Source organism: Mycobacterium sp. NGS57 (assembly GCF_059812405.1).
Genome location: NZ_JCALCP010000007.1, coordinates 274,322 through 290,410 on the forward strand (window position 1 = coordinate 274,322; position 16,089 = coordinate 290,410).

General features: G+C 69.8%; 17 protein-coding genes. 8 read left to right on the forward strand and 9 right to left on the reverse strand.

The window, feature by feature from the left end:
• The first annotated feature begins 9 nt into the window (after window positions 1-9).
• A complete protein-coding gene (locus AC5Y43_RS15675; RefSeq protein WP_499973887.1) occupies window positions 10-681 on the forward strand; it encodes an SDR family oxidoreductase in 672 nt (223 codons plus the stop codon).
• A gap of 12 nt (window positions 682-693) precedes the next feature.
• Here AC5Y43_RS15675 and leuS read toward each other — a convergent pair whose 3' ends face one another.
• Window positions 694-3,606 (reverse strand): leucine--tRNA ligase, encoded by a 2,913-nt coding sequence (gene leuS, locus AC5Y43_RS15680; protein WP_499973889.1) that lies wholly within the window; start codon window positions 3,604-3,606, stop codon window positions 694-696.
• A 184-nt stretch (window positions 3,607-3,790) separates the two neighbouring features.
• Here leuS and AC5Y43_RS15685 point away from each other — a divergent pair, with 184 nt between their 5' ends.
• Together AC5Y43_RS15685 and AC5Y43_RS15690 are read left to right on the forward strand one after the other, a co-directional pair.
• Window positions 3,791-4,930, forward strand: a complete 1,140-nt coding sequence (locus AC5Y43_RS15685; RefSeq protein WP_499973891.1) for an LpqN/LpqT family lipoprotein — start codon at window positions 3,791-3,793, stop codon at window positions 4,928-4,930.
• Between the two features lie 35 nt (window positions 4,931-4,965).
• Window positions 4,966-5,307, forward strand: coding sequence for a hypothetical protein (locus AC5Y43_RS15690; protein WP_499973893.1), 342 nt, complete (start codon window positions 4,966-4,968; stop codon window positions 5,305-5,307).
• A 72-nt stretch (window positions 5,308-5,379) separates the two neighbouring features.
• Here AC5Y43_RS15690 and AC5Y43_RS15695 read toward each other — a convergent pair whose 3' ends face one another.
• Entirely contained in the window at window positions 5,380-5,988 is a 609-nt protein-coding gene (locus AC5Y43_RS15695; protein WP_499973896.1) for a YqgE/AlgH family protein, read from the reverse strand.
• A 139-nt stretch (window positions 5,989-6,127) separates the two neighbouring features.
• Between AC5Y43_RS15695 and AC5Y43_RS15700 the strand changes: the two genes are divergently transcribed.
• Complete coding sequence (locus AC5Y43_RS15700; RefSeq protein ID WP_499973897.1) at window positions 6,128-7,414, forward strand: MFS transporter; 1,287 nt, start codon at window positions 6,128-6,130, stop codon at window positions 7,412-7,414.
• Window positions 7,415-7,444: 30 nt separating this feature from the next.
• A complete protein-coding gene (locus AC5Y43_RS15705; protein ID WP_499974035.1) occupies window positions 7,445-8,200 on the forward strand; it encodes a TIGR03084 family metal-binding protein in 756 nt (251 codons plus the stop codon).
• 108 nt (window positions 8,201-8,308) lie between these two features.
• Here the strand turns inward: AC5Y43_RS15705 and AC5Y43_RS15710 are convergent, their stop codons facing one another.
• Window positions 8,309-9,631, reverse strand: a complete 1,323-nt coding sequence (locus tag AC5Y43_RS15710) for a DUF5631 domain-containing protein (RefSeq protein WP_499973899.1) — start codon at window positions 9,629-9,631, stop codon at window positions 8,309-8,311.
• Between the two features lie 82 nt (window positions 9,632-9,713).
• Here AC5Y43_RS15710 and AC5Y43_RS15715 point away from each other — a divergent pair, with 82 nt between their 5' ends.
• On the forward strand, window positions 9,714-9,857 hold the full coding sequence (locus tag AC5Y43_RS15715) for a hypothetical protein (protein ID WP_499973901.1): 144 nt from the start codon (window positions 9,714-9,716) through the stop codon (window positions 9,855-9,857).
• Window positions 9,858-9,866: 9 nt separating this feature from the next.
• On the opposite strand, the gene AC5Y43_RS15720 is transcribed toward AC5Y43_RS15715, so the two are convergent.
• The 6 genes from AC5Y43_RS15720 to AC5Y43_RS15745 all read right to left on the reverse strand — a co-directional run bounded on the left by AC5Y43_RS15720 (window position 9,867) and on the right by AC5Y43_RS15745 (window position 14,046).
• Complete coding sequence (locus AC5Y43_RS15720) at window positions 9,867-10,178, reverse strand: DUF2694 family protein (protein WP_499973902.1); 312 nt, start codon at window positions 10,176-10,178, stop codon at window positions 9,867-9,869.
• Window positions 10,175-10,492: an ESX-1 secretion-associated protein gene (locus AC5Y43_RS15725; RefSeq protein WP_499973904.1), complete on the reverse strand. Its 318-nt coding sequence runs from the start codon at window positions 10,490-10,492 to the stop codon at window positions 10,175-10,177. The genes AC5Y43_RS15720 and AC5Y43_RS15725 overlap by 4 nt, the downstream gene beginning before the upstream one ends.
• Window positions 10,493-10,547: 55 nt before the next feature.
• Window positions 10,548-11,942: a DUF4226 domain-containing protein gene (locus AC5Y43_RS15730; protein ID WP_499973906.1), complete on the reverse strand. Its 1,395-nt coding sequence runs from the start codon at window positions 11,940-11,942 to the stop codon at window positions 10,548-10,550.
• A 91-nt stretch (window positions 11,943-12,033) separates the two neighbouring features.
• Window positions 12,034-12,396, reverse strand: coding sequence for a DUF4226 domain-containing protein (locus AC5Y43_RS15735; RefSeq protein WP_499973908.1), 363 nt, complete (start codon window positions 12,394-12,396; stop codon window positions 12,034-12,036).
• 49 nt (window positions 12,397-12,445) lie between these two features.
• On the reverse strand, window positions 12,446-13,267 hold the full coding sequence (locus tag AC5Y43_RS15740) for a C40 family peptidase (RefSeq protein ID WP_499973910.1): 822 nt from the start codon (window positions 13,265-13,267) through the stop codon (window positions 12,446-12,448).
• Complete coding sequence (locus AC5Y43_RS15745; protein ID WP_499973912.1) at window positions 13,264-14,046, reverse strand: helix-turn-helix domain-containing protein; 783 nt, start codon at window positions 14,044-14,046, stop codon at window positions 13,264-13,266. Before AC5Y43_RS15745 ends, AC5Y43_RS15740 begins: the two co-directional genes overlap by 4 nt.
• A gap of 143 nt (window positions 14,047-14,189) precedes the next feature.
• Here AC5Y43_RS15745 and AC5Y43_RS15750 point away from each other — a divergent pair, with 143 nt between their 5' ends.
• Together AC5Y43_RS15750 and AC5Y43_RS15755 are read left to right on the forward strand one after the other, a co-directional pair.
• On the forward strand, window positions 14,190-14,606 hold the full coding sequence (locus AC5Y43_RS15750; protein ID WP_499973914.1) for a WhiB family transcriptional regulator: 417 nt from the start codon (window positions 14,190-14,192) through the stop codon (window positions 14,604-14,606).
• A 94-nt stretch (window positions 14,607-14,700) separates the two neighbouring features.
• Entirely contained in the window at window positions 14,701-16,083 is a 1,383-nt protein-coding gene (locus AC5Y43_RS15755; protein WP_499973916.1) for an acyl-CoA dehydrogenase family protein, read from the forward strand.
• Window positions 16,084-16,089 lie beyond the last annotated feature (6 nt).

Below are 16,089 nucleotides of genomic sequence, written 5' to 3' on the forward strand. Positions count from 1 at the left end.
GCTGTGGTCATGCCCACCGCACTGATCACCGGAGCGAGCGGCGGTATCGGTTCCGCGATCGCCGAAGCGCTCTCGGCAACGCATACCCTGCTGTTGGCGGGGCGGCCCTCGGATCGACTCGACGCCGTCGCCCAGCGGCTCGGCGCCACCACCTTTCCGCTGGAGCTGACCGATCCCGGTGAGATCGAGGCCAGCTGCGAAATCGTGGACGAACTCGACGTGCTGGTGCACAACGCGGGGGCGTTCTTCGCGGGCCATGTCGCCGAGTCCGACGTCGACGAGTGGCGGGCCACGTTCGCGGTGAATGTCTTTGGGGCTGTGGAGCTTACGTTGGCGCTGTTGCCGGCATTGCGGCAGGCCCGCGGCCAGGTGGTGTTCATCAACTCCGGTTCGGGGCGCAAGGTTTCACCGGGCATGGCGTCCTATTCCGCGAGCAAGTTCGCGGTGCGGGCCTTCGCGGACTCGCTGCGCGACGACGAGCCGAGCGTGCGCGTGACGACGATCTATCCCGGCCGGACCGACACCGCGATGCAACGCGAACTCGTCGCGTTCGAAGGCGGCCAGTACGACGCCGCGAACTTCCTGCGGCCGGAAACGGTCGCGGCCGCTGTCGCCTATGCGGTGGCCACGCCGCGCGACGGTCATGTGCACGAGGTGGTGCTTCGCCCCGGACGGCGATGACGCGCGCGTCCGCTAGACGACCAGGTTGACCAGCCGGCCGGGTACGACGATCACTTTGCGCGGGGTGGCGCCGGCCAGGAACGCCTGGACCTTTTCGTCACCCAGGGCCGCGGCTTTCAGCGCGTCGTCGTCGGTGTCGGCGGGCACCACCACTCGGCCCCGCACCTTGCCGTTCACCTGCACCGGATACTCCATTGAGTCTTCGACAAGGTGGGCCGGATCCGCCTGCGGGAAGGGCCCGTGCGCCAGCGGGGTGGCGTGGCCCAACCGCGACCACAGCTCTTCGGCCATATGCGGGGCCAGCGGCGCCAGCATGAGCACCAGCGGCTCGACCGCCGCGCGGGGCACCGCGTCGCGGTGCGCCTTGGTGAGGTGGTTGGTGTACTCGATCAGCTTGGCCGCCGCGGTGTTGTTGCGCAACGCCGCATAGTCGTCGGAGACTCCCGCAATGGTGCGGTGTAGCGCCCGCAGGGTCGCGGTGTCCAGCTGTTCCTGGCCGGTTTCATCGGGTACCCGGGTCGCGTCGGTCTGCTCGTCGATCACCAGCCGCCACACCCGCTGCAAAAACCGGTGCGCGCCAACGACGTCCTTGGTGGCCCAGGGCCGGGACGCTTCCAGCGGGCCCATCGACATCTCGTACACCCGCAGCGTGTCCGCGCCGTACTCGTCGCAGATTTCGTCGGGCGATATCGAATTCTTCAGGCTCTTACCGATTTTCCCGAACTCCTGGAAGACCTCGATCTCCCCGTCGGGCCCCGGGTAGTAGAAGCCGCCGTCGCGTTCGACTACCTGCTCGGCCGGCACGTAGGACCCGCGCGCATCGGTGTAGGCGAACGCCTGGATATAGCCCTGGTTGACCAGCCGCCGGAACGGCTCGCGCGAGCTGACGTGGCCCAGGTCGTAGAGCACCTTGTGCCAAAACCTCGCGTACAGCAGGTGCAGCACCGCGTGTTCGGCGCCGCCGACATACAGGTCGACCCCGCCCGGGTCCGCCGGGCCGTGCTCGTCCGGTCGCGGGCCCATCCAGTAGGCCTCGTTTTCCTTGGCGCAGAACCGCTCTCGGTTGTGTGGGTCGGTATAGCGCAGCTCGTACCAAGAGCTGCCGGCCCATTGCGGCATCACGTTGGTGTCGCGGGTGTAAGCCTTCAGGCCGTCGCCGAGATCCAGCTCCACGTGCACCCAGTCGGTGGCCTTGGCCAGCGGCGGCGATGGTTCGCTGCCCGCGTCGTCGGGGTCGAACGACACCGGCGCATAGTCCGGCACGTCGGGCAACTCGACGGGCAGCGCGGCCTCGTCAAGCGCGTGCGCGCGGCCGTCGCTGTCGTAGACGATCGGAAACGGCTCACCCCAGTACCGCTGTCGCGCGAAAAGCCAGTCGTGCAGCTTGAATTCGACGCGCACGCGCCCCCGGCCCTCGGCCTCCAGGCGGTCGGTGATCGCTTCCTTGGCCGCCGCCACGTCCAGGCCGTCGAGGTAGCCGGAGTTGACCAGCGCACCGTCGCCGGTGTGCGCGGCCTGCGAAAGGTCGCCACCGGCAATCACTTCCACGATCGGCAGCCCCAACGCGTGGGCGAAGTCCCAGTCGCGCTGGTCGTGGCCCGGGACCGCCATGATCGCGCCGGTGCCGTAGCCGGCCAGCACGTAGTCGGCGACGAAGATCGGCACCGGCTTGCCGTTGGCCGGGTTGGTGGCGTAGCTGCCCAGGAACACGCCCGTCTTCTCTTTGCTCTCCTGGCGTTCGAGGTCCGACTTCGCGCCGACGGCGCGGCGGTAGGCGGCGACGGCCTCGGCCGGGGCGGCGGAGCCGTACGTCCAACGGGCGTCCGTGCCGCCGGGCCAGGCGGCGGCGACCAGGCCGTCGACCAGGTCATGCTCGGGGGCCAGCACCAGATACGTGGCGCCGAACAAGGTGTCGGGCCGGGTGGTGAACACCTCGATGTCGACCGCTGCGCCGTCGCCCGCGGTCGCCGCAAACAGCGCCTGTGCGCCGGTCGAGCGACCAATCCAGTTGCGCTGCATGGTCTTTACCTGATCGGGCCAATCCAGGACCTCGAGGTCGTCCAGCAGCCGGTCGGCGTAGGCGGTGATGCGCATCATCCACTGCCGCAGCCGTTTCCGGAACACCGGGAAGTTTCCCCGGTCGCTGCGCCCGTCGGCGGTGACCTCCTCGTTGGCCAGCACGGTGCCCAGGCCCGGGCACCAATTCACCATGGAGTCGGCCCGGTAGACCAGTCGGTGGCCGTCGATCACGTCGGCCCGCTCCCCCGCCGCCAGCGTCGCCCAGTCCCGGCCGTCGCCGAGACGGCGCGCGCCGGAATCGAACTCGGCGATCAGTTCGGCGATCGGCCGCGCCTTGTTGACCGCGGGGTCGAACCAGGCGTTGTAGATCTGCAGGAAGATCCACTGCGTCCACTTGTAGAACTCGGCGTCGGTGGTCGAGAAGCTGCGCCGGCTGTCGTGGCCCAGGCCCAGCCGGCCCAGCTGGCGCCGGAAGTTGACGATGTTGGCCTCGGTCTTGACGCGCGGGTGCGTGCCGGTTTGCACGGCGTATTGTTCGGCGGGCAGACCGAAGGCATCGAAGCCCAACGCGTGCAGGACATTACGGCCCGTCATCCGGAAATAGCGGGCGTAGACGTCGGTGGCGATGTAACCGAGCGGGTGCCCGACGTGCAGTCCGTCGCCCGAAGGATAGGGGAACATGTCCTGCACGAACAATTTGTCGGCGGGCAACGGCTCGCCATCGGTCGGGGCCAGATCGCCGACCGGGTTGGCCACGTGGAACGTCCCGAGCCTCGCCCACTTCTCCTGCCACGCGCTTTCGATGCGGCCCGCCAGCGCCGCGGTGTAGCGGTGTGGCGGCGCATCGGGGTCGGGCTGGGCGGCGCCGGGGCCGCTCCCAGCCCCGGTGGTCGGGGGTCGGGTCACCCGAACAGGGTATAAGGGCCCGCTCCGTGCGCCCGTCGGCCACAGGTTGGTCTCGGTTCCGTTGCGCACCGATCAGGGCTTCATCCCAGCTCGGTTTCGGGGCCGCCCACGCGCCTGACCACTGGTTACAGTCAGCCTCTAAGACGGGCGCGCAGGCCCGTGGCAGTGGGAAGGATCGACGCAGATGATTCAGATCGCCCGTACGTTGCGGGTATTCGCAGGGGGTCTGGCCGCCGGCGCGATCGGTGTCACGGCGTTCGCGGGCGCCACCGCATCGGCCGATCCCGCGCCGCCCGCGCCGGCACCCGCCCCCGCCGTCCCGGCCACGGCGCCGCAGAACGTCGCCGCGGCCCCCGGGCAGCTCCCCACGAACAGGGTGCTGGCCACTCCCCCGACCGCCAACCCGTTTGTGGCGCCGAATCCAGCTGCAGTGGCGCCCGCCGCGCCCACCCCTGCGGCGCCCGCGCCCGCGCCCGCCGCCGTCGCGCCCGCCGCCGTCGCACCCGCCGTCTCTGGCACTGTGCGCGACTACCTGCAGTCCAAGGGCGTCAAGCTCGAGGCGCAGAAGCCGCAGGGATTCAAGGCGCTCGACATCACGCTGCCGGTGCCCCCGCGGTGGACCCAGGTGCCCGATCCCAACGTGCCCGACGCGTTCGCGGTGATCGCCGACCGGCGCGGAGCCTCCATCTACACGTCAAACGCGCAGGTGGTGGTGTACAAGCTGGTCGGTAACTTCGACCCGAAAGAGGCCATCACCCACGGCTTCGTCGACAGCCAGCAGTTGCCCGCCTGGCAGACCACTAACGCCACGATGGCCGACTTCGGCGGCTTTCCCTCCTCGGTCATCGAGGGCACCTACCGCGACGGCGACATGATGCTCAACACGTCGCACCGCCACGTCATCGCGACGTCCGGGCGCGACAAGTACCTGGTGACGCTGTCGGTGACCACCGATCGTTCGGTGGCGGTCTCGGATGCGCCGGCCACGGATGCGATCGTCAACGGCTTCCGGGTGACCGCCCCCGCGGCCGCGTCCCCCGCCCCGGCCCAGCTGGGACCCGGTGCGTCACCCGTGGGTCTCCCGGCACCGGCGGCCCCCGCTGCGCCCGTCGCCGTTCCCGCGCAGACGGCGCCGGTCGCCGTCCCCGCGCAGCCGGTGGCTCCCCTCGGCGTCCCCGCACAGACCGTCCCCGCCGCGCCCGTCGGGCTTCCCGCGCAGCCGGTCACGCCCAACCAGATGGCGCCGCGGCCCGTGCCCAACCTGTTGACGATGGTGCCCGGGCTGCCGCCGCTGCCGAACTTCGCCTTCCTGCAGGGGCGCTGACTCGGGGGCCGAGGACGGCCTCGTATTGTGAGGCCATGCTGATCGCGGGCGTGGTGTGCATGTGTGCGGCGGTCGCCTCCGCCGGGTTCGGGACGTGGTCGCTGTCCCAAGGCCAGGCCGTCGACTCCACTCAGCTGGCGCTGCGCGCCATGGCGCCGACCCAGCTGGCCGCCGCAGTGATGCTGGCCGCCGGCGGGGTGGTGGCCCTGGCCGCCTCCCCCGACACCGCTTTGGTCGTGCTGATCGTCTGCGTCGCCGGTGCCCTGGGGACGCTGGCCACGGGGTCCTGGCAAAGCGCCCGCTTCGCGATCCGGCAGGAAGCCGCGGCACCCGCATGCGCCGGAAGTTGCGCGGCCTGCACGCAGTCCTGCCACTAGTCCGGGTGCGCCGTCGCTATCGACTGTGAGCCCAGGGCTTTCGCGTGATACCCCGGGATCGGGGGAGCGGCCCTAGTTGCGGCTGATGTCGATGGGGTGGGTCGCGAGCAGCGAAAGCGGCAGCGGCTGCCGGCGCAGCACCTGCCCCCACAGATCGGACCTCGGTCCGGTCAGCACATCAGATGGCAACGCGGACAAGACAATCCAGTCGTCGCGCTCGATCTCGCCCTCGAGCTGGCCGATGGTCCAGCCGGAATATCCGGCGAAGATCCGCACCCCCTCGACCAGCGGGGCGATCAGGTCGGGCTCGGCGTCCAGGTCGACCATCACGATCCGGCCGTCCACGTGCCGCAGTCCAGGCACGCCTTGGGGATCGGCGCCGACCCGCAGCGCCGCAAGGCACAGGGCCGCGTCGCGCTTGACGGGTCCGCCGATGAACATGGTCTTGGGTTTGGCCGACACCTTGGCCCACTGCGGCAACACGTTGTACACCGCCGTTTCGCTGGACCGGTTGAGCACGACACCCAATGTGCCGCCGTCGTTGTGCTCCACGATGTAGATGACGCTGCGCCGGAAGGTCGGTTCGAGAAGATCAGTGTTGGCAAGCAGCAGCGTGCCGGCGCGCACCCGCTGTGCAGCGGGTGCGATGTAGTCCTCTGGATCTTCGGGTGGCGGCACCAAACCATCATCGCACCTTCGCCTCGTCAGCCGGGTCAATCGAGCGTGGGCGGCGAATATTTGTACTGTTGGTGCAGCGCGCCGACCCGCGGCGATCGTGCCCACCCCAATCGTGGAAGTCGGTCCTGTGATTCCAGCCCGGATGCAATCCCGCGCACCGGTCGAGTTGTGGCGGTCGGTGCGCGGCTTGCCGGATTTCTGGCAACTGCTGCAGGTGCGCATGGCGAGTCAATTCGGAGATGGCCTTTTCCAGGCGGGGCTGGCCGGCGCGCTGCTGTTCAACCCGGATCGCGCCGCGGATCCGATGGCCATCGCGCGGGCGTTTGCGGTGCTGTTCTTGCCGTACTCCCTGTTGGGACCGTTCGCCGGCGCGTTGATGGACCGCTGGGATCGGCGGCTGGTGCTCGTCGGCGCCAACGTCGGCCGCCTGATTTTCATCGCCGGTATCGGCACCATCCTGGCCGTCGGCGCCGGCGACATACCCCTGTTGATCGCCGCGCTGTTCGCGAACGGCCTGGCCCGGTTTGTCGGATCGGGCCTCTCGGCCGCACTGCCGCATGTGGTGCCGCGCGAGCAGGTCGTGACGATGAACTCGGTGGCCACCGCGTGCGGCGCCGCCGCGGCGTTCGTCGGCGCCAATTTCATGCTGGTGCCGCGCATCCTGGTCGGCGCCGGCGACGAGGGCGCCTCGGCGATCATCTTCCTGACCGCCATACCGGTGGCGCTCGCGCTGGTGCTGGCGCTGCGGTTTCGCCCCGGTGCGTTGGGGCCGGACGACACCAAGCGCGCCATCCACGGATCGGCCGTCTACGCGGTGATCACCGGCTGGCTGCACGGCGCGCGCACGGTAGCCCAGCGCCCGACGGTCGCCGCCACCTTGTCCGGGCTGGCCGCGCATCGGATGGTGGTCGGGATCAACTCGTTGGTGATGCTGGTCCTGGTGCACCACCTGCCCGAGTCCGGCGGGGGAGGGCTGGGAATCGCCTTGGTGTTCTTCGGCGTTTCGGGTCTCGGGGCTTTCCTGTCCAACGTGCTGACGCCGTCGGCGGTGCGCCGCTGGGGGCGCTACGCCACGGCAAACGGCGCGCTGCTGGTGGCCGCGATCGTCCAGGTTCCCGGGGCCGGGCTGCGGATTCCGGTGATGGTCGCGTGTGGCTTCCTGCTCGGGGTGGCCGGCCAGATGGTCAAGCTCTGCGCCGACTCGGCGATGCAGATGGATGTCGACGACGCGTTGCGCGGCCACGTGTTCGCGGTCCAGGACGCGCTGTTCTGGGTCGCGTTCATCGTCTCGATCACCGTGGCGGCGGCCCTGATTCCCGACGACGGGCGCGCGCCGGTGTTCGTGCTGTTCGGCTCGGTGCTGTACCTGATCGGGTTGGCGGTCCACGCGATTCTCGGCCGCCGCGGCCGGCCCGCGGGCAATCGCTAAGGTGCATATGTGATTTCCGCCGCCGCACCGATGGTGGCCGACCTGCGTGCCGAAAGCGACGACCTCGACGCGTTGGTGGCGCCGCTTGCGGCGGACCGCTGGGCGGTTCCGACTCCCGCGCCCGGCTGGACCATCGCCCACCAGATCGGGCACCTGCTGTGGACGGACCGGGTGGCTTTGACCGCGGTCACCGACGAGGCAGGGTTTGCCCAGGCGCTGCAGGCCGCCCAGGCCGATCCGACCGGATTCGTCGACGCGGGCGCCGAGGAGCTGGCGGCCGTGCCGCCGGCGGACCTGCTCGCCGATTGGCGCACCACCCGCACGCGGCTGCACGACGCCCTGCTGGCCGTGCCCGACGGACGCAAACTGCCGTGGTTCGGGCCGCCGATGAGCGCGGCGTCGATGGCGACGGCCCGGTTGATGGAGACGTGGGCGCACGGCCTCGACGTCGCCGACGCCCTCGGCGCCGAGCGGGTCGCCACCGCGCGGCTGCGATCGATCGCGCACATCGGTGTGCGCGCGCGCGACTACGCCTTTTTCGTCAATGATCTGACCCCGCCGGTCGAGCCGTTCCGTGTCGAGCTGCGCGGGCCCGAAGGCGACACCTGGTCGTGGGGGCCGACGGATGCCGCCCAGCGCGTTACCGGCTCCGCCGAGGACTTCTGCTTTTTGGTGACGCAGCGCCGCCCGCTGGGTGCGCTGGAGATTACCGCGCACGGGCCCGATGCCCAACGGTGGTTGGGGATCGCGCAGGCCTTCGCGGGGCCGCCCGGCCCCGGGCGATGAGCGCCTGCGGCGCGAAGAGAGCCGGGCCATCCAACCGAGCCCCGGGCGATGAGCGTCTGCGGCGCGAAGAGAGCCGGGCCATCCAACCGAGCCCCGGGCGATGAGCGCCTACCGGCCGGCCGTCGGGGCGTTGAGTTTCTGGAACCAGGCGAGGTGATAGTTCGCCGATACCGCATCCCCGGTCACGACGCCCTCCGTGGCGGCCAACAACAGGCAGTTGAGGAAGAGTAGCGGATCGATGTTCGGATATTGGATCAGCAGCTGATAGCGCGCGGTGTCGAGATGCACTCGCAGCAAGTCGATTTCCTCTTCGGCGACACCGGTCCCGGCGGCCGCGGCCCGGGCCAACGTGTGCACCATGCGGGGCAGCCCGTCCCGCCAATGCGTGGCCTGGCTCAACTGCCAGCCGGGGTCGTCGACCGCGGGTAGCTCACGGGGCTGCGCCGAGGCCGTCGTCTCGGCAAAGTCGTCCAGCCGGCCCATGGCATCCCCGGGAGCGTAGGTGACGGCGTGCGTGGTTTCGCCCAGCAGCGCGGAGACCTTGCCCTGACGTCGATCAGGTTCCAACAACCGCACGCCCTCCGGAACCGCGATTCCCGGTGGCACCCAACCGTGCGCGAAGTCGGTGACCAACAACGTCGTGCCGTCGGGGCGATCGCCGATTGCCCAATTCAGCCGCGGCTCTTGATGGACCACGAACGCAAGCAGCCGCCGCAGCCGCTCGGTATCGGATTCGGATGCGACCGGGGCCGCCGTCGCCGCCGGCGCCTCAGGCGCTGCGGGGGTGATCGGAGCCACCGGCGGCTGCGGTGGGACTGCGCCGTCGACAGCGGCTCGGTGCCGCCCCTCGGCAACCTCGGGCGCCTCCTCTTCGGCAGCTGACTCATCGGCCACCGGGGCGCTTTCCGGCGCTTCGTCGCCATGGTCTTCTTCGATGACTTCCGTCGGCTCGGGGATGACTTCCGTCGGCTCGGGGGCCGGTTCGGTGACGGAGGGGATGGCTTCGGTCTTCTCGAGTTCGGCCCAGGTCGGACTTCCGGTGTCGGCAGTGCCCTCGCCCGCGGCGGGCGCCTTGGCCTGGAACGCGTGCAGTTGGCGCATCGTCGACTCGACGCGGCGCACGGCGCGCGCGCGGGCCGCCTCGATGACCCTGGCTTCTTCCGCTTGCCGGACGGCGTCGGGCAATCCGGCCAGCCGAATGGTGCGGAGTTCGTCATTCGCGCTTCTGGTGATTCGCCGCAGACCGACCTTCAGATACTCTGCGAGCGTGGCGGTTTCGGGCCTGGTGTTGGTGGACAGCTCGACGGGCCACAGTCCGCCCGTCACCCACGGGGTGCAGTCGACAGAAGAGCTGAAGGCAGGGATGGTCAGTGATTCCCGGGCAGCTCTCCGGAGGCGCTGGCGCGCCGACATCCGACCGAAGATCGCCACTGGTCAAGCCTACCGGCATCCATCGGCACGTCCATTCACCAAGTGAATTGTGCAGCTGCGACGACGTGGGTAGCGTGAGGACATGGCTGATTCTGCGCTGCAGCAGCAACTCGACGAAGTGCGCACCCTGCTGGCGCGCGCGCGAGAGTTGTTCGGCCCCAACCCCATCGAACCGCCCACCGACATCGCTCCGGATCCCGATAGCGCCAAAACGTGGTTGCTGTAGGCCGTGCCTTCAGCGTGCCTTGCCACGGCGGCGCAGCTTGTGCGCCAGCAACTTTTCGATCGCGACATCCAGATCGCGCGGGCTCGGAACCTCGGCCGACGGGGTATGGCCGGCCGCGACGATCTCGTCGTGCACTTCCAATAGCGCTTTGAGGCAGGACACGTCCGCGGTCAACAGGATGCCCTGTGCCAGCGCCTCGGCGTCGGTCTCCATCGCCTCTTCGCTCAGCGCGACGCTGTGCATGTAACCGCCCCGGCAGGAGCGGACCAGGATGTGTCCGCTGGGGTGGACGGTGTCGAAGGCGGGATTGGCGTCGGTCATCGACCGCCGTCGACGATGCCACCGAAATCTCGCGCCGCGTCTTGCTCGTGCTGTTCCCACATCGCCGCCGAGACGGTCAGGTTTTCGGCCATCTCGGCGTGGTCGTCGGCCTGCTGCTCATAGCACTGGCGGCGCAACTCGAGCAGGTCGCGTCCGGCGTCGCGCAGTTCGCCGAACACCGGCCCCAGCGAGTCGAGGCTGTCCTGGATCGCCGCATGCGACGACGGCACGGTGCGCAGGTAGTCGGAGGTCTCCCGGTGATGCGCAGCGGCGTCACGCAAGTGCGCGGGCACCACACGGATCGGATCTGCCATCTGCGTTCTCCTCCTCATGCGCCGCCGGGGCTCCCGACGGGATCACTGTGGATTGTCAGGTGGTCGACGTGCCCGCCGGCCCGGTGGGTGTTGGTGTGTGCGGCTTAGCCGGTGGGGTCGCGGGCGCGGTCGCCGCCGGCGGATGCTCCCAGCCTAGGAAGCTCGGGCCGCTCACGGTGGCAATGCGTTGAATCTGGCCGTCGAGCAGCGCCTTTTCGTGGCCGAGGGCAAGCGCATGACGATCGGTGAAGATGCCGACGTCGCCGGGTACGGCTTGCGCCGGGTCGACGGGTTCGGTGACCGCGGTTCCCGGTGCGGGGACGGTGATTCCCTGCTGGTGGAACGCCTCTGCGATCGGCGCCCCGCCCACCGCGGCTTTGATCACCGCCGCCAGCTGCGGGCTGGCGGCCGTGACGGTGTCGCCGTCGGGCAGGGTCACCGTGGTCGGAACCGCCGGTGGCGCCTCGGGTTGATCGGCCGCGGCGTCCACGTCGCGTGCCTCGTCGTCGCCATCCCGCTCGTCCGGGGGTTCGTCGGGTTCGGGGTCGTGGGATCCGGGGAGGTCCTCCTCGACGAGGTCCCGCAGCGCCGGATCGGTTCGCCCGGCCCCGGCCAGGTCGGAAAGCGGCAGGCCGCCCGGTCCGCCCAGGCCCGGCAGCGATGCACCGCCAAAGCTGGGCAGGGACGGCATTGCCGGAGAAGCCGGAACGGCGGCGCCAGCGGTGGGGGCCGGGGCCGCGGCGCCCGTCGGCGCCGCCAGCCCGGGGTCCTCAGCGAACGTCGGGTCCAGCAGCGGGTCGTCGGCCTCGGGATCGTCCAACGGCTCTTGTGCCGCGTCGCCGACGGGTGCGGCGGCCGCGGGCGGGTGGTCGTCGGAGTCGGCTTTGGGGGCTTTGGAGGCCTCGTACAGCGACGTCCACGCGGCCATCAACGCCGATTTCGACGTGTCGTCCAGGCTCGCGTTCAACACGACCGCGCGGATGTCCTTGAGCTTGCCGATGAGGAACCGCTGGAAATCGCGCGCTCCGGCCGGGGTGTCGAGATCCGACCGCGTCAGGACCGCGGTTTCGATCTCGCGCTGCAGGTTGGTCAGCGCTCCTTGGCCCTCGACCGCCTTGAGGTGTGCGTTGAGGATGGCCGCGATCACTTGCATGTCGAGCTGCGAACTCGCCGAGTTCTGGTGTGCCAGAGCCGCTTCGGCGTCCGCCATGGCATCGGCGCCCTCGCCCTGCTCCGGCCGTCCCGACGGACCGGTGGGCACCGCGCCGAAGATGTCCGGGTGTTGTCGGCGGATCTTGCGCACGATCGCGTCGAGCCGGCCCGGCGATGTGGCGGGGGTGATCGCGGCAGCCACCTCATCCGGCGCCAAGCCGGTCTGCCACGCGTTCGGATCGCCGGTGCGGTCCCGGACGCGCGTGATCGCGGTGATCAGCTCGTCATGCGTCGACATCGATGTCGCGGCCCCTCCATGCCGGGCGACAGTACGCAGGCACGTTCGCGGCGACAACTCACTCCGGCGCGCCTGTGAACGAACGCGCCGGCTAGCCCGCAGGGATCGCGTACTGACCCCGCAGGCCATCCAGCACAACCCTTTTCGCGTGATTGAGTTCGCGGGCAGCGGCCACCACCGTGGCGATCTCGCGTTGTTTGTCCACCAGAAATCGTTGCAATTCCCGCGCCCCCGTAGGGGTGTCGACGGCGAGGTTCGCACGCTGGGCGGCCACGCGGTCGATCTCCTCGGCGATGGCGTCGAGACGCCTGATGCCTTCCCGTGTCGCGGCGTGCGCGCTGGCGAGCACCTCGGCCAGCACGCGGTCGGCCTCGGCGGCGGTGCCGTGCTGTCCGGCCAGCGCCGCCTGCCGCGCCTGGATGGCGCCTACCGGAGATCCGGCATGTTCCGACATCGGTTCAACCTTCTCGTCGTGCCCAAGCGGCGGGGCGGTCCGTGCTTTGTCATAGCGGCCTGCGGATCGCGATGTTGCTGCCCAGCCGGCTGATTCGCACCGATGCACCGGAGTAGGGCGCCTCGACGACGAGGTTGTTGCCGATGGCCAGCTGCACGTGTCCGGCGTGGGGGAACACGAGGTCGCCGGGCCGCACGTGCGAACGGGGCACCGGGATCCCGTTGTTGATCTGTTGATAGGTGGTGCGGCCCAAATGGAGGCCCGCCTGTGCGTAGGACCACTGGACCAAGCCGGAACAGTCGAACTGGTTGGGCCCGGTGGCCCCCCAGACGTAGGGCCGTCCCAGCCGCGACAATGCCGCGCGCACCGCGGCTTCGGCGCGGCCGTTCGGAGCCAGCGGGCGCCGCCCGCGGTGGTGGGTCGTTCGGTAGCGCAGCGCCCGCAGGGCGGCCGAGTGGCGCCGCGCTTTCAGCTGCGCCGACTGCACGTGCGCCCGCTGCGCGCGCAGCCGCGCCACCCGGCGCCGCATCGCCTCGCGCTGGGCCAAGGGGGTGGCCGGGGTCCCCGCGGCGTCGGCGCGCGCCGCCTCGACGACGGATTTGGTGCGCTCGCCGGCCTCGGCGCGATCCCGGTGGGCGCCGGCGATGACGCGCGCGGCCTCGGCATCCGTGCCGGCCGCCGACAGCAGGTTCTGCCGACCGTATTCGGCTGCGAGCCGGTAAGCGCCGTGCGCCACAGCGTGATTCACGTCGGCGGCCCGTCGCAGTAGCGCGTCGTAGCGCGCGGCGCCGGCGTCCAGCGTCGGCTGCCCGGCGGTGCCGGAAAACAGTCGATGGGCGCGGCTCAACATCTCGATTTCGCTGTCGCTCACTGCCCCCCGCTTTCCTGATCTGCGGTGCCAGCACCGGGGGATTCGACGGCCTCGGCGAAGGCGCGAACGCGGGGGAGCGCCCCGGGCGGGATGACGCCCCGGTTGCGGATGTCCCACATCTCGTCGGTGCCGACGCCGACCAGGGTCGCGATGACGGTCTCCGGCAACGACGATTGCACGCACGCGCGGTCGAACCGGGCGCTCAGGCTGGTGGGCATCCGCTCCAGGAGGGCGGTGCGCGTCGCTTCGAGCGCCTGCAGGTGCTCCATGAGCCGGGCCGTCGAGTCGGCTCCAGCGTTCACGGCGACCCGCCAGGAGCTGGCGGCCAGCATCTCCGCCTTCACGCATTGAGCGATCACAGACAGAATATACGTCTCATATTCGTTTGATGTCGTCGCCGGCAGCCGATCGATGACGGATTTGAGGGCATCGAGCTGCGCCTCGGCGTAACCTTCCAGCACTTCTGTGTCGCTGTGACGGTCGACCACCACGGCTCCGGCCGGCCTCGCGGACCCCGCACCGACCGGTTGGGTGGCCATCAGCCGGGCCAGCTCGGCGTCTGGATCGGCGGCCACGAGCAGGCGCGAGTAGGTGCCCGGTGGCAGGCCAAGCCCGTTTTCCACTTTCTGAACTGTACTTTTATGCGGTTTGCGGGCGCCACGCTCCAGAAAGCTCAGACCCATGATGCTGACCCCGGTCGCCGACGCAAGGTCTGCCAGCGACCAGTCGCGCGACTCCCGCAACGCGCGGATGGCCGCGCCGGCCGATTCACGGCTCACCGCACGCTCCGGCCATAGGCCGGATATTACACAGGCCGGGGTCGCACCCAGCAGATATACGTTTTTGTCACGTTTCTCTTGCGCCGACGCCCTATCTGGATATACGCTTTTGCCTACGTTTCACCGCCGACAAGGAGACCGACATGGGACACCCCTGCGCAGCCAACCCGGAATTGTGGTTCGGCTATCCCGACGACGACGGTGGTGACGGCGCGGCGAAGGCGCGGGCCTACGAGCGCTCGGCTACCGAGGCGCGGATCCAGTGCCTTCGCCGCTGCCCGCTGGCACAGCAGCGCCGCTGCGCCCAGCACGCCATCGAGCACCGCGAGGAGTACGGGGTCTGGGCCGGCGTCAAGCTGCCCGGCGGCCAGTACCGCAAGCGCGAACAGCTCGCCCGGGCCCACGACGTCCTGCGTCGCATCGCCACCGGAGAAATCAACCCGCGGCAGCTGCCCGAAAACGCGAGCCTGCTGGCCCGCCACGAGCATGAGGCGACTCCCGTCGCAGCCGTCGTGCTGCACCTGCCGATCGCGCAAGTGGGCCCGCGCAACGCCGCCTGACCTCCCGTCGGACCCGCTCAGAGCAGTTTGTTGCCCCAGCCAACGGGGTAGACGGGCTTGGCACGACCGAGTCTGTCGACCCAAAGGCGCATCCATGACGTTCGACCTGACGCCGACGGCGGCGCAACACGACCTGGCCCGGCGCGCCCACGAGTTCGCCGAAGAAGTCATCCGCCCGGTGGCGCTCCACTACGACCAGCGCCAGGAGTTTCCGTGGCCGGTGCTCGAGGAGGCCGCCCAGCGAGGCTTCTACAGCCCGCTGTTCTACCGCGACCTGATCGGCGACCCGACCGGCATTTCGCTGCCGATGTTCATGGAGGAGCTGTTTTGGGGCTGCGCCGGAATCGGTTTGGCGATCGTGATGCCCGCGCTGGCGCTGTCGGCGATCGGCCAGGCCGCGTCGCCGGAGCAGATGCTGGAGTGGGCGCCCGAATGTTTCGGCACGCCAGGCGATATCAAGCTCGCGGCCCTGGCGATTTCCGAGCCCGAGGGCGGTAGCGACGTGCGGAACCTGCGCACTCGGGCGCGCCGCGACGGCGACGACTGGATCATCGACGGCCACAAGATGTGGATCGGCAACGGCGGCATCGCCAACGTGCACGTTGTCAACGCCGTGGTCGACGAGGAACTCGGCCACCGCGGCCAGGCACTGTTCGTGGTCCCCGGCGGGACGCCCGGGCTGAAACTGGTGCGAAAGCTCGACAAGCTGGGTTGCCGCGCGTCGCACACCGCCGAGTTGCTGTTCGAGGGCGTGCGCGTTCCGGGCGCCAATCTACTTGGCGGAGAGGAGAAGCTGGAACACAAGCTCGCCAAGGCCCGTGAGGTGGTGGCCGGGGGGACGCGTTCCGGCTCGGCGACGTTGGGCACCTTCGAACAGACCCGCCCGATGGTGGCCGCCCAGGCGATCGGGATCGCCCGCGCCGCATTGGAATACGCGACCTGGTATGCGACCGAGCGCGAGGCGTTCGGCGGCCCGATCATCGACAACCAGGGCATCGCCTTTCCGCTGGCGGAGCTGGCCACCCAGATCGACGCCGCTCGGCTGCTGACCTGGCGCGCCTCGTGGATGGCCGCCAACAACGTGCCCTTCGAACGCGGCGAAGGTTCGATGTCGAAATTCGCCGCCAGCGAGGTCGCGGTGAAGGCCACCGAACGCGCCATCCAGACCATGGGCGGCTGGGGTTATATCACCGACCACCCTGTCGAGAAGTGGTATCGGGATGCCAAGTTGTACACCATCTTTGAGGGCACCAGCGAGATCCAGCGGATGGTCATCTCCAATGCGCTGGGCGCCGCCGTGGGGACCCCGCCGCTGCACGTGGTGATCGAGCCGACCGGGGGACCGCTGAATCGGCTTTTTGGTCGGGGCACCCCCTTGCGGTCCCGCGCCGCCGATGCCGCGCTGTCGATGCAGGATCGCGTCCCCGAGCCGGTTATGCGGCTCGCCATGAAGGTGCTCCGGCCGCCGGGCCGATGAGATCGC

Excerpts from the sequence above, each read along its gene's own strand:
- AC5Y43_RS15720 (WP_499973902.1), bottom strand. The coding sequence starts at position 10,178 with ATGACCGACGCCAATCCCGCCTTCGACACCGTCCACCCCAGCGGACAC.
- AC5Y43_RS15700 (WP_499973897.1), top strand. The coding sequence starts at position 6,128 with ATGCAATCCCGCGCACCGGTCGAGTTGTGGCGGTCGGTGCGCGGCTTG.
- AC5Y43_RS15675 (WP_499973887.1), top strand. The coding sequence starts at position 10 with ATGCCCACCGCACTGATCACCGGAGCGAGCGGCGGTATCGGTTCCGCG.
- AC5Y43_RS15725 (WP_499973904.1), bottom strand. The coding sequence starts at position 10,492 with ATGGCAGATCCGATCCGTGTGGTGCCCGCGCACTTGCGTGACGCCGCT.
- AC5Y43_RS15685 (WP_499973891.1), top strand. The coding sequence starts at position 3,791 with ATGATTCAGATCGCCCGTACGTTGCGGGTATTCGCAGGGGGTCTGGCC.
- AC5Y43_RS15750 (WP_499973914.1), top strand. The coding sequence starts at position 14,190 with ATGGGACACCCCTGCGCAGCCAACCCGGAATTGTGGTTCGGCTATCCC.
- AC5Y43_RS15705 (WP_499974035.1), top strand. The coding sequence starts at position 7,445 with ATGGTGGCCGACCTGCGTGCCGAAAGCGACGACCTCGACGCGTTGGTG.
- AC5Y43_RS15730 (WP_499973906.1), bottom strand. The coding sequence starts at position 11,942 with ATGTCGACGCATGACGAGCTGATCACCGCGATCACGCGCGTCCGGGAC.
- AC5Y43_RS15735 (WP_499973908.1), bottom strand. The coding sequence starts at position 12,396 with ATGTCGGAACATGCCGGATCTCCGGTAGGCGCCATCCAGGCGCGGCAG.
- AC5Y43_RS15755 (WP_499973916.1), top strand. The coding sequence starts at position 14,701 with ATGACGTTCGACCTGACGCCGACGGCGGCGCAACACGACCTGGCCCGG.
- AC5Y43_RS15715 (WP_499973901.1), top strand. The coding sequence starts at position 9,714 with ATGGCTGATTCTGCGCTGCAGCAGCAACTCGACGAAGTGCGCACCCTG.
- AC5Y43_RS15690 (WP_499973893.1), top strand. The coding sequence starts at position 4,966 with ATGCTGATCGCGGGCGTGGTGTGCATGTGTGCGGCGGTCGCCTCCGCC.